Origin of the sequence: Pseudoalteromonas sp. PA2MD11 (genome assembly GCF_017808125.1) — a bacterium.
Classification (GTDB): domain Bacteria; phylum Pseudomonadota; class Gammaproteobacteria; order Enterobacterales; family Alteromonadaceae; genus Pseudoalteromonas; species Pseudoalteromonas simplex.
In genome coordinates, this window is the sequence record NZ_JADKNF010000015.1 from 1 (window position 1) to 12298 (window position 12298).

General features: G+C 41.7%; 10 protein-coding genes and 1 rRNA gene. 10 read left to right on the plus strand and 1 reads right to left on the minus strand.

Annotated elements, in window-relative coordinates:
• The 6 genes from rrf to ihfA all read left to right on the plus strand — a co-directional run.
• Positions 1–112 (plus strand): 5S ribosomal RNA (gene rrf, locus ISP07_RS15365); the annotation flags it as partial.
• 572 nt (positions 113–684) lie between these two features.
• Positions 685–1740: a DUF2066 domain-containing protein gene (locus tag ISP07_RS15370; protein WP_209328127.1), complete on the plus strand. Its 1056-nt coding sequence runs from the start codon at positions 685–687 to the stop codon at positions 1738–1740.
• Positions 1740–2450 (plus strand): DnaA regulatory inactivator Hda, encoded by a 711-nt coding sequence (gene hda, locus ISP07_RS15375; protein ID WP_171038282.1) that lies wholly within the window; start codon positions 1740–1742, stop codon positions 2448–2450. Before ISP07_RS15370 ends, hda begins: the two co-directional genes overlap by 1 nt.
• Positions 2451–2527: 77 nt before the next feature.
• Entirely contained in the window at positions 2528–3508 is a 981-nt protein-coding gene (gene pheS / locus ISP07_RS15380; protein WP_062568835.1) for a phenylalanine--tRNA ligase subunit alpha, read from the plus strand.
• Positions 3509–3523: 15 nt separating this feature from the next.
• The gene (pheT, locus tag ISP07_RS15385; RefSeq protein ID WP_209328128.1) at positions 3524–5911 is read left to right on the plus strand and encodes a phenylalanine--tRNA ligase subunit beta; all 2388 of its coding nucleotides are present in this window, start codon (positions 3524–3526) and stop codon (positions 5909–5911) included.
• Between the two features lie 2 nt (positions 5912–5913).
• On the plus strand, positions 5914–6213 hold the full coding sequence (ihfA, locus tag ISP07_RS15390) for an integration host factor subunit alpha (RefSeq protein WP_002960690.1): 300 nt from the start codon (positions 5914–5916) through the stop codon (positions 6211–6213).
• Between the two features lie 64 nt (positions 6214–6277).
• On the opposite strand, the gene ISP07_RS15395 is transcribed toward ihfA, so the two are convergent.
• Complete coding sequence (locus ISP07_RS15395) at positions 6278–7084, minus strand: DUF2989 domain-containing protein (protein ID WP_209328129.1); 807 nt, start codon at positions 7082–7084, stop codon at positions 6278–6280.
• A gap of 174 nt (positions 7085–7258) precedes the next feature.
• Between ISP07_RS15395 and ISP07_RS15400 the strand changes: the two genes are divergently transcribed.
• The 4 genes from ISP07_RS15400 to ISP07_RS15415 all read left to right on the plus strand — a co-directional run bounded on the left by ISP07_RS15400 (position 7259) and on the right by ISP07_RS15415 (position 12297).
• Positions 7259–8701, plus strand: coding sequence for a glyceraldehyde-3-phosphate dehydrogenase (locus ISP07_RS15400; RefSeq protein WP_209328130.1), 1443 nt, complete (start codon positions 7259–7261; stop codon positions 8699–8701).
• A 202-nt stretch (positions 8702–8903) separates the two neighbouring features.
• On the plus strand, positions 8904–10031 hold the full coding sequence (locus tag ISP07_RS15405) for a M14 family metallopeptidase (RefSeq protein ID WP_209328131.1): 1128 nt from the start codon (positions 8904–8906) through the stop codon (positions 10029–10031).
• A gap of 285 nt (positions 10032–10316) precedes the next feature.
• The gene (locus ISP07_RS15410; protein WP_209328132.1) at positions 10317–11819 is read left to right on the plus strand and encodes an alanine/glycine:cation symporter family protein; all 1503 of its coding nucleotides are present in this window, start codon (positions 10317–10319) and stop codon (positions 11817–11819) included.
• 151 nt (positions 11820–11970) lie between these two features.
• Positions 11971–12297, plus strand: a complete 327-nt coding sequence (locus ISP07_RS15415) for a hypothetical protein (protein ID WP_054553080.1) — start codon at positions 11971–11973, stop codon at positions 12295–12297.
• Position 12298: the final 1 nt, after the last annotated feature.

Sequence of the window (12298 nt, forward strand, 5' to 3'; positions counted from 1 at the left end):
GGTGACAATAGCGTTTTGGACCCACCTGACCCCATGCCGAACTCAGTAGTGAAACGAAACAGCGCCGATGATAGTGTAGCAGCTGCTATGTGAAAGTAGGTCATCGCCAGGCTCCAAATTAAAGAAAGCCCGATTCGAAAGAGTCGGGCTTTTTTGCGTTTGTAGCTATCAGACAGGTAGGTTGGGTAGAGCGAAACGAAACCCAACGTGAGTTAGCGAGTTATAAGTTAGCAAGGGTAAAGTTGAACTGTAGTGTTGTTTAGTACAGAGTCACCCTCAGCATTAACCCAGTTCATTCCCCAGGTAGGTTGGGTAGAGCGGAGCGAAACCCAACATAATCCATATGACCCTCTTCATAACCCATGGTTAAAAATTCTTAAAATCTCTACTGGTCTAACAGGTTAGCGATCTCTAAAACGGCTTATTTCACCTTGCGCTAATTCGTCTTTTATTAATGAACTTTACCTCTTCATTGTGCATGACGAATTACCACGCTGTTGGGTTTCACTCCGCTCTACCCAACCTACGCCAGACTTCCAAACCTTTACTCCTTCAACTTTCCCCTCGATAACTTTACTCTCGTAATTCACGAACTCGCTCAGCTGCCGTTCATTAAATTAACTTTGCTTTGTTTATGGCTTTGATTTAGGATCAAATCAGTTTAAAAGCAAGAACTAATGGCCTGTGTCTAGATTACTTATTTGTTTATTATTATTTTTTTCGAGTGCTTCAACCTTTGCTGTTGAGGTGACTAATTTATATCAAGATACTCTTAAAGTTGCAGACAAATCACGTGATGCTCGTTTGGCAGCAAGCCGTGAAGCTCTGCTAAATGTGTTGGTGAAAGTAAGTGGGGACACAAGCGCAGATCAAAACCCGGTTGCTAAACAACGCACCCGCGACATTTCCGATTACATGCTCAAATTTGAATATGACGAAAAAGCAGATGGCAGTTTAAATCTGGTCGTGAAGTTCGAAGCCAATAAGATTAATGCATTAATCAAAGATCTTGGCTTGCCACTTTGGGGGACACGTCGTCCTTTAGTGGCGATCTGGCTAGGCATTGAAGATAACTGGCGCCGTGAATTGGTTACTCAAGAATCATACCCACAGCTTGAACAGCTTATATACGACAAAGCAAGTCGTCGTGGTTTACCTGTCGTTGTGCCACTACTTGATTTACAAGATCGCGCTATTGTTGGGATACCAGAAGTGTGGGGTAATTTCTCTGAGCCTGTAGAGCGAGCTTCAAGCCGTTATAGTGCTGAGCGCAGTATTACTGCAAGAATGTATCAACAAGCTGATTCAGAAACCTGGATCCTTGATTGGCGTTTCACTAATGCTGAATTATTCGATACTAATCGTTTGATGGGTGATAAGCAGCAAATTGTTGCAGATATGATTGATAGTTTAGCAGGTGGCTTAGCAGCAGAATACGCAATAGATCCAACGATGATTGGCCAACTTGCTACAGCAACTTTCTATCTTAAAGGTATCAATAACTTTGTTGATATTGAATTTGCTAAACGCCGTTTAGAGAGCTTAAGTGTTGTTACTCGTGCCGTAATATCTGTGCGTACACCTGATAGCGTTCAATTTACAGTTAATCACACAGGCAGCATGAATGATTTTAGAAAAGCGTTAGAACTTGATAATGCCTTTAAAGCCTATCAGGACCCGCGTGATTTCTATCAAGTGGTCAATAAAGATGAGCTTGAATATCAGTGGCAGGGGCTTTAATCGCAGTGCAAGAACCAATGCAAATGGCATTGCCAGTTACTTTGCCTGATGATGAAACATTTACTTCTTATTTTGGTGGCGAAAACTCGCTTGAAGTGAGTCACCTTAAAGATGCGTTCACAAAGCTGAGTAACAAATTTCAATATACTTATTTATGCGGTTTGGGCGATTCAGGTAAATCGCACCTGTTGTATGCGACCTGCATTCACGCTCAAGAGCGCGGTTTGTCAACCATGTTACTTTCGATGCGTGAAGTGATTGACTACGGCCCTGTGGTACTTGAAGGTCTCGAAAACCTTGACGTGTTATGTATTGATGACGTGCACTTGGTAGCAGGCAACGATGCATGGGAGAAAGGATTATTTAACTTTTTCAATCGCTTCAATGAGCCGGGCAAATACCTTGTGGTCACAGCTGATTTATTACCTGACATGCTGCATATCAACCTACCGGATTTAGTTTCGCGTTTGAAGTGGGGCACAACGTTACAAATTCGTTCAATGAGCGATGATGACAAAGCCGAAGCGCTCGTACGCCGTGCTCACATGCGTGGCCTTGAATTGACGGATGAATGCGCGCGCTTTTTATTAACGCGATTAAGCCGTGATATGCGTGCATTATTAGACGTTTTAGATAAACTTGACCACGCCTCAATGGCTGCACAAAGAAAATTAACAATTCCTTTTATAAAATCAACGTTAAAGCTTTAGTAGGGCTAGAATCTAGTCCTTGCTTTCAGTTATCATTAGCTATTACAAAAATCCTTCTGTGAAAGACCAGGTACTCAATGAACTTAGAAAATATTTTAGCGCAAGCACTTGAGGCTGTTGCCAGTGCGAACGAAATCGCGCAATTAGAAGATATCAGGGTTAATTACCTTGGTAAAAAAGGTGAAATCACCAACTTACTTAAAACGCTAGGCAAGATTGCCCCTGAAGAGCGTAAAGAAGCGGGTCAAGTGATTAACCAAGCAAAACAAGAAGTACAAACAGCCATTAACGAAAAGCGTGAGTTACTAGCAAGTAAGGCTCTTGAAGAGAAACTAGCTGCAGAAACGATCGACGTAACTTTACCGGGTCGTGTTATGCCAACAGGTGGCTTACACCCAGTAACTCGTACTATTGAACGTATTGAAAGCTTTTTTGGTGAGTTAGGTTTTGCGGTTAAATCAGGTCCTGAAGTTGAAGATGATTTTCATAACTTCGATGCGCTAAATATTCCTGAGCACCACCCTGCGCGAGCTGATCACGATACTTTCTATTTCAACCCTAAGCTTGTGTTACGTACACAAACCAGTGGTGTACAAATCCGTACCATGGAAACTGAGCAGCCACCACTGCGTATCATTTCTCCGGGTCGTGTTTATCGTAACGATTATGACCAAACACACACGCCAATGTTCCACCAAGTGGAAGGCTTAATGGTTGATACAGATGTAAGCTTCACTGAGTTAAAAGGTATTCTGCACGACTTCTTACGCAACTTCTTTGAAGAAGATATGGAAATCCGTTTCCGTCCTTCTTACTTCCCATTTACTGAACCATCAGCTGAGGTTGATGTTATGGGTAAAAACGGCAAGTGGTTAGAGGTATTAGGCTGTGGCATGGTTCACCCTAACGTTCTTAAATCAGTGGGTATTGATCCAGAAAAATACACAGGCTTTGCATTCGGTATGGGTGTTGAGCGCTTGACTATGTTGCGTTACGGCGTAAACGACTTACGTGCATTTTTCGAAAACGATTTAAAATTCCTAAACCAGTTCCGTTAAGAGTGAAGATATAAAATGAAATTTAGTGAAAAGTGGTTAAGAGAGTGGGTTAACCCAGCAATCGACACACAGGCTCTTTCGGAACAGTTATCAATGGCTGGACTTGAAGTTGACGGTGTTGAGCCTGCAGCAGCTGAGTTCACAGGCGTTGTTGTTGGTGAAGTGGTTGAGTGTGGTCAACACCCAGACGCTGATAAGTTACGTGTAACTAAAGTAAACGTAGGTGGTGATGAGCTACTTGATATCGTGTGTGGTGCACCTAACTGTCGTCAAGGTTTAAAGGTCGCTGTTGCGACTGTTGGCGCTGTATTACCTGGTGACTTCAAAATTAAAAAAGCCAAACTTCGTGGTCAACCTTCACACGGTATGCTGTGCGCATTCGTTGAGTTAGGTATCAGCGAAGAGGGTGATGGCATCATGGAATTACCAAGTGATGCACCAATCGGTACTGATTTACGTGAGTACTTAAGCCTAGACGACAACATTATTGATGTTGACTTAACACCAAACCGTGGCGATTGTTTAGGTATCAAAGGCCTAGCGCGTGAAGTGGGTGTACTTAACAGCGCTGATGTAAACACACTTGAAATCGCACCAGTTGCAGCAACGATTGATGACAAAGTATCGATTGAGCTTGTGAATGATGAAGCGTGTCCTCGTTATTTAGGTCGTGTGATCAAAGGTATTAACCTTGATGCAGAAACACCACTTTGGATGGTAGAAAAACTTCGTCGCAGTGGTATTCGCTCAATTGACCCTGTTGTTGATGTAACAAACTACGTGTTATTAGAGCTAGGCCACCCAATGCACGCATTTGATTTAAATGCGATTGAAGGTGGCATTAAAGTACGTAGCGCAAACGCGGGTGAAGAGTTAGTTCTGTTAGATGGCAACACTGCAAAACTAAACGAGTCTACGCTTGTGATTGCTGATCACAATAAAGCACTTGCTATTGCAGGTATTTTTGGTGGTGAAAAGTCAGGTGTAACTGAAGCAACTTCGGATATTTTATTAGAAAGTGCATTCTTTAACCCTGTCGCTATTGCTGGTCAAGCACGTAGCTACGGTTTACACACAGATGCGTCACACCGTTACGAGCGTGGTGTCGATTTTGCACTGCAAAAAGATGCGATGGAACGAGCGACAGCATTACTTCTTGAAATTGTTGGCGGTGAAGCAGGCCCAGTTGTTGAAGCAGTTGCAACTGACAAATTACCAAAAGTAACAGAAGTGCGTTTACGTCGTGAGCGTTTAGACCGTGTAATTGGCCACCACATTGATGATGCAAAAGTAACTGACATCCTAACGCGTTTAGGTTTAGACGTGAAAATTGTTGATGGTGTATGGAGTGCTGACGTACCAAGCTATCGCTTTGATATTCGTATCGAAGAAGATTTAATTGAAGAAGTTGCGCGTGTTTACGGCTATAACAGCATTCCTAACGTTGCACCAACTGCTAAATTAAAAATGACTAACCATGACGAGTCGCATGTTGCAGTTACTAAATTCCGCAATACGCTTGTAACTCGTGGTTACCAAGAAGCAATTACTTACAGCTTCGTTGATCCAAAAGCACAAGCAATTTTACACCCGCAAAGTGATGCGCTTGTATTGCCACACCCAATTTCGGTTGAAATGTCGGCAATGCGCGTGAGCTTGATGCCGGGTCTATTAGCGTCTCTAGTTTATAATCAAAACCGTCAGCAACCACGTGTACGTTTATTTGAGCACGGCTTAAAATTCTTACGTGACGAAAATGCTGAAAACGGCGTAAACCAAGTTGCTGTTATCGGTGGTGTAATCTCTGGTCTTGCACACGGTGAACATTGGGTTCAAGAAAAGCGTAGCGTTGATTTCTATGATTTAAAAGGTGATGTTGAAGCACTTTTAGCGATTAGTAACGATTCATCACGTTTTGAGATAAAAGCAGAGCAGTCTGATGGCTTACACCCAGGCCAATCAGCGGTTATTTATGTTGATGGTAAGAAAGTCGGTTTCTTTGGTGCAGTGCACCCACAAGTGCAAAAGTCACTAGATATCAACAACACAGCATTTGTGTTTGAAATCGAAATGTCTGCACTAGAAAAAAGAAAATTACCAGAAGCCGTGGCAGTGTCGAAATTCCCGTCAAACCGCCGTGATATCGCGATTTTAGTGGAAGATCACGTAAAATCTGGCGATATTTTAAATGTCATAGAAAAAGTTGGCGGAAATCAATTGGTTGACCTAAACTTATTCGATGTGTATAAGGGCAAAGGTATTGAGCCAAATTATAAGAGTTTGGCGATTGCTCTAACACTGCAAGCGGTTGATAGAACGCTCGAAGAGAAAGATATCAATCAAGTAGTTGATAATGTGGTGGCCGCACTGGCCGAACAATTTAACGCATCGTTGAGGGACTAGATATGGCGCTTACTAAAGCCGACATAGCTGAACACCTATTTGAAAAACTCGGGATCAATAAAAAAGATGCCAAAGATTTAGTTGAAGCGTTTTTTGAAGAAATCCGCTCAGCGCTAGAAAAAGGCGAGCAGGTTAAGCTCTCTGGATTTGGTAACTTTGATCTTCGAGATAAAAAAGAACGTCCAGGCCGCAATCCGAAAACAGGTGAAGATATCCCTATTTCGGCGCGCCGCGTTGTAACTTTTAGACCAGGTCAAAAGCTAAAAACTCGTGTTGAAGTTGGCACAAGCAAAGCAAAATAAGAAAAGGCAGCGTTAGCTGCCTTTTTTATTTGTCTGAGCACTGCACATTAGCGAGTTGGAAGTATCAAAACCCGCGTGGTGATACGAAGCTTCCTTCTTGGATACTGTCGTAGGTTTTTTGTGCTAAATCATCTAAGCTGTCTAGGCTTTTGCCTGCGGCAGCAAGTTGATGTTCGATAGGTAAAATATCGACATCTTCATATCCTGATAATTGTGCTACACGTGCAAACGTGTAGGCATGCTTATACTTTTCGTGTTTGTAGAATAAGCTCACAAGAGTAGGGTAGATCTCAGGGTTGGGTGTTTCACCTGCTTGATTTAGCTCTAGCGTTTTGTAGAGCAAATCAATGGTTTTTTCATCATCAAACTTAACGTAGTAGCTAGCTAAGAAAAACTGCATTTCGGCATCTTCAGTCACCCGTTTATCTTGCTTTTCTTCCAGGGCGAGTAATTTAGTTAACGCAGATTGGTCATTATTACGTGACCAATGGTAATACAACAAGCCTGGGTGGTCTGTGTTTTTGGTATCTTGAAAAATACGTGTCATTTCTTTGATGCTTGTTAAATGACCTTCAACACGAGACGTAGTTTTTTCTTTTAGTTTTATATGCTCAATCTTGGCCGCAAGCGATACGCATTGATCGTATTTCTCAAAGTCTTTTAATAATTGATATTTGTTTTCGTCTGTTGGCGACTTATATTCAACATAACGTTGAATGATGACCTCGGCACGTTGCTCTTTACAGTGACTGTCTTTATTTAAATCACTGCAGAAGCCAGGTGTTTCGTCGCACACTTTTGCCAGTGTAAGCGGATCTTCACAGCCTGCTAATGCCAATAAACCAAGCAACACGCTTGCTCTTAATAACATTCCTTAACCTCTACTTAATTTGTACTACTTTATTCTAGCGCAATGATTTGTTCTGTAACAGTGGAGAATCGTTCGAGTTTAAATTAGAATACCCCTGCCTGAGATGTGTTGCTCTCAAATCACAACACATTTTTTAAGGCTATCCGTTCAAAATTGTTTAATTAGGTAAAAAAAATGACCTCATCTCACGAGTTAGAATACACAAGCAGCTGGCAAGAACGTCAAGATTACGCAGAAAGTATGCAACCTATTATTGGTAGACTTTACCGTAATCGTGGTATCGAAATCGCTGTATATGGCCGTCCTCTCGTTAATGCCAGTACAATCGATATCATCAAAGCACACAAAACAGTTGCTCAGTTTGAAGGTACAAAACTACGTTTACGTGAAAGCTTCCCTTTCTTAGAAGCAATTAGCAAAATGGACTTAAACTCAGCACGTATCGATATTGGTAAACTAGCGTATGGTTATTTGTTTAACGATGCTGCGAAAGGTCGCTCAGTTGAAGAATACTTAACTGACGAACTAGCAGAAATCGCAAACTCAGAGCGCAAAGAGCCACGTGATGTTGTGTTATACGGTTTCGGTCGTATCGGTCGTTTATTAGCGCGTCTATTAATCGAAAAGTCAGGTCCTTATGCAGACCTACGTTTACGTGCAATCGTTGTACGTGGCGGTAAAGACGGCGACTTAGAAAAGCGTGCAAGCTTACTTCGCCGTGACTCTATCCACGGTCCATTCAACGGCTCAATCACAATTGATAAAGAGCGCAATGCAATTAAAGCTAACGGTAGCTACATTCAAGTTATCTATGCTAACTCTCCTAGCGAAGTTGATTACACAGCTTACGGCATTGATAATGCGCTTATTGTTGATAACACAGGTATCTGGAAAGACGAAGCAGGCCTTGGCCAGCACTTAGAAGCAAAAGGCGCAGCAAAAGTATTATTAACTGCACCAGCTAAAGGTAACATCAAGAACATCGTATACGGTGTTAACAACCAAGATATCAAACCTGACGATAAAATTGTCTGTGCAGCAAGCTGTACGACCAATGCTATTACGCCAACGTTAAAAGCGCTTAACGATAAGTTTGGTATCAAAAATGGTCACGTTGAAACTGTTCACTCGTACACCAATGACCAAAATTTAATTGATAACTACCACAAAGCTGAGCGTCGTGGCCGTGCTGCTGCACTTAACATGGTTATCACTTCAACAGGTGCTGCAAAAGCGGTTTCTAAAGCTTTACCTGAGCTTGAAGGTAAACTAACTGGTAACGCTATCCGTGTTCCTACACCAAACGTATCAATGGCTATCTTGAACTTAAACCTTGAAAAAGGTACAACTGTTGAAGAACTAAATGCATTCTTACGTGAAACAGCACTTCACTCAGACCTTCGTGATCAAATTGATTACACAGCGTCTACTGAAATCGTATCGACTGACTTAGTCGGTAGCCGTTACGCAGGTGTTGTTGATTCACAAGCGACAATCGTAGATGACAACCGCGTTGTACTTTACGTTTGGTACGATAACGAGTTCGGTTATAGCTGTCAGGTAGTACGTTGTATGCGTGATATGGCTGAAGTAACTTTCCCAAGCTTACCTCGCTAATACCTAAGTTATAAAGAATCTAGAAGCCAGCATTATGCTGGCTTTTTTAGTCGTGAAAGTTTTTGCAAATTTTCAGCATGTGATAGGCTGTTAAGGGTCTACACCATATTACTAACAAAACGTTCTAACTACAGAGCGTTGACTTAATTCTTAACTAACAAGCGAATAGCTAAGAATTATTTTTAACCAATAGGTTTATAGAATGAAAATCACCAGCAATTTTGACAGTGGTAATATCAAGGTTATTGAAGCCGTTGATCCACTGAATATTCAATTAGAAATCAATAAAGACAATCAGTCTGATTTTTTCCAGTGGTTTCACTTTCGTCTTGAAACAACTGCGTTTCAAAACCATAAATTACACATTAATAACCTAGAGAACTCAGCATACCCTGATGGCTGGGAAGGTTACCATGCGGTTGCATCATACGACCGTCAAACTTGGTTCCGTGTCCCATCTGAGTACGCAAACGGCACACTATCATTTGAAGTAGAGCCTGAGTGCGGCAGTATGTACTTTGCTTACTTTGCGCCATACAGCTATGACCGTCACTTAGATTTACTAGCATGGGCACAAAGCCAACATGCCTGTGAATTAGAAACATTAGGCGAAACCCTTGATGGCCGTGACATGAGTATTTTACGTGTGGGTATTCCTAGCAGTGAGAAGAAAAAAATCTGGATCACGGCGCGCCAGCACCCAGGCGAAACTATGGCTGAGTGGTACGTTGAAGGTTTACTTCATAAATTACTTGATGATGAAGACCCACATGCAGCGGCACTATTATCTAAAGCGGTATTCTACATCGTGCCAAACATGAACCCAGATGGCAGTGTGCGTGGTCACCTACGTACTAACGCTAAAGGTGTTAACTTGAACCGTGAATGGCAAACACCGAGCATGGAAAATAGCCCTGAAGTTTTCTTAGTGCTTAACAAAATGCGAGAAACTGGCCTTGATATGCATTTAGATATTCATGGCGATGAAGCAATTCCTTATAACTTTGTTGCGGGTAGTGAAGGTATCCCGGGCTACGATGATCGCTTAAAAGAGTTAGAAGATAGCTTTAAAGCTGCGCTTTTAACTGTGACGCCTGAATTCCAAGACGAACACGGTTACCCAAAAGATGAGCCGGGCCAGGCCAACTTAACTGTCGGTTCTTCTGCTGTTGCACATGAATTTAATGCATTAGCGTACACGGTAGAGATGCCATTTAAAGATAACGATGATTTACCAGATCCAGATTACGGCTGGTCAGATCGTCGCTCGTATCAGTTTGGTCAAGATACCTTAGCGGCTATTGTTAACGTGGTTGATAAATTAAGATAACGAACCTTACGGGCATCAGCAAAACTGATGCCCGTAATTGTATCTATTGACTGAAAAATGACGGTGTAGAGCAGGATGCATCAAATGTTAACGAGGTAGGTACATTTATCATATTGAAAATTAACTGTTAACAAACTTGGTTGGTTTAAGTTAATATCCAATATATTCAGCTGTGAAGTAACAAAATTTCATTTTTATTTCTCACAGTTATCGTGTCGCGCATTCTCACAAGCTCACGCTGAGTATCGTAACTAACAATAAAAAATATAATCATAGAGGATATCCATGGAAGCTTTAGTAAGCGCCGTTAACGACATAATTTGGAGTGATGCACTCATTTATTTATGTCTAGGTGCAGGTCTGTTTTATTCCGTTTTAACCCGATTCGCACAAGTTAGACATTTTAAAGAAATGTGTAAATTATTACTTAGCTCTAATAATTCAGATACGGGTATTTCTTCGTTTCAAGCGCTAGCGGTTTCGTTATCAGGCCGTGTAGGTGTAGGTAATATTGCCGGGGTTGCTGCAGCAATCGGCTTTGGTGGTCCGGGTGCGATTTTCTGGATGTGGATAGTTGCGTTCCTTGGCGCAAGTACTGCGTATGCCGAGTCAACACTTGGTCAGATTTATAAATCAGAAGAAGACGGTCAATATCGCGGTGGCCCAGCATATTACTTCGACCGCTGCTTACAGCAAAAGTGGTTAGCCGTATTATTTGCAGTGTCGGCGATTATTGCTTGTGGTGTATTCCTTCCGGGCGTTCAAGCGAATGCGGTAGGTAATGCATTCACACAAGTTTTTGGTGAAGGCACATTGGTTAGCACCAGCTTTGGTGAAGTAGGTAGCTTTAAGCTGGTTGCGCTTGCAATCATCTTAATTGTGCTTGCATTTATCATCTTTGGTGGCATTAAACGTATCGCAAACTTCACACAAATTGTGGTGCCATTTATGGCGCTAGGTTATATCGTGTTAGCGTTAATCGTGGTGTTCTTAAACCTAGATAAAGTGCCGGATATCTTCTCAATGATCTTATCTGATGCATTCACCGCGCAAGCAGGCTTTGGTGCTGCAATTGGTTGGGGTGTTAAACGTGGTATTTACTCAAACGAAGCAGGTCAAGGTACGGGTCCGCATGCAGCATCAGCTGCCGAGGTAGATCACCCAGCTCAACAAGGCTTAGTGCAAGCATTTTCTGTTTATGTTGATACCATTTTTGTTTGTACAGCAACTGCGTTAATGATTCTAATCACTAAACAATACAACATTGTGGGTGAGTTACCTGCAGGTCAATTCATTGTGCAAAACGTTGATGCTGCAACTGAAGTAGGCTCTGCGGCTTTTACACAAATGGCATTATTTAGCGTATTTGGTGGCTTTGGTGAAGCATTCGTTGGTATTGCTTTATTCTTCTTCGCATTTACTACAATTCTTGCTTATTACTATATTGCTGAAACGAACGTTGCTTATTTAAACCGTTATTTCAAAGGCAATATTCCGTTGGTTGTTGTGAAGTTTGTCATCATGTTTATGGTGGCTTACGGTATGGTAAACAACTCAGGTTACATCTGGAATATTGGTGACATTGGCGTAGGCTTAATGGCCTGGATCAATATTGTGGGTATTTTGGCTATTTTCTTTGTCGCAAAACCTGCACTTAACTGTTTACGTGATTACGAAGATCAAAAGAAAGCCGGTGGTGAAATCACTTTTGATCCAGTTAAATTAGGCATTAAAAATGCGACTTTCTGGGAAAAGCGTCTAGCTGAAAAGGCGAAACAGAAACAATAAATCGTTTTTTTGAGTTTTTACGGTGAATTTAGTTGTGCAGGTTTTCGAATCTTCATAAATGAATGAAATTCAAAAAAGACATCGACTCATAAAACAAGTACAATAAAGGGCGCCTAAAGGCGCCTTTTTTATGCGTAGTATGGAGAAAGATATGGCGATTATTAGTTGCCCGCAGTGTGCAAAATCAATATCTGACAAACATAAGCAATGCCCGCATTGTGAATGCCAAGTCACCGATCTAAGCAATGAGCAATTGCAGCAAATGCAAAAAGAAACGCGCATTCGTAGACAACAAAAGTTTATGAATCAGTCTTTCCTCGCACTGATTTTATTTTTAGGGGGCTTTTTCTGTTATTACTTTATGCACCCCGAAGCAAAGTCTCTTGAGTGGTATGCCTATACATCGGCAATGGCAGTAGGTTTTGTGTGGTATCTTGTAAGCCGCATCTATTTAGTTGTTTTAAAAAAGAAAAAGTAAC

What these genes read in the sequence shown, in the direction of transcription:
- ihfA (WP_002960690.1), top strand. Translation starts at nt 5,914, where the DNA reads ATGGCGCTTACTAAAGCCGACATAGCTGAACACCTATTTGAAAAACTC.
- ISP07_RS15405 (WP_209328131.1), top strand. Translation starts at nt 8,904, where the DNA reads ATGAAAATCACCAGCAATTTTGACAGTGGTAATATCAAGGTTATTGAA.
- ISP07_RS15400 (WP_209328130.1), top strand. Translation starts at nt 7,259, where the DNA reads ATGACCTCATCTCACGAGTTAGAATACACAAGCAGCTGGCAAGAACGT.
- ISP07_RS15395 (WP_209328129.1), bottom strand. Translation starts at nt 7,084, where the DNA reads ATGTTATTAAGAGCAAGCGTGTTGCTTGGTTTATTGGCATTAGCAGGC.
- pheT (WP_209328128.1), top strand. Translation starts at nt 3,524, where the DNA reads ATGAAATTTAGTGAAAAGTGGTTAAGAGAGTGGGTTAACCCAGCAATC.
- pheS (WP_062568835.1), top strand. Translation starts at nt 2,528, where the DNA reads ATGAACTTAGAAAATATTTTAGCGCAAGCACTTGAGGCTGTTGCCAGT.
- ISP07_RS15410 (WP_209328132.1), top strand. Translation starts at nt 10,317, where the DNA reads ATGGAAGCTTTAGTAAGCGCCGTTAACGACATAATTTGGAGTGATGCA.
- ISP07_RS15415 (WP_054553080.1), top strand. Translation starts at nt 11,971, where the DNA reads ATGGCGATTATTAGTTGCCCGCAGTGTGCAAAATCAATATCTGACAAA.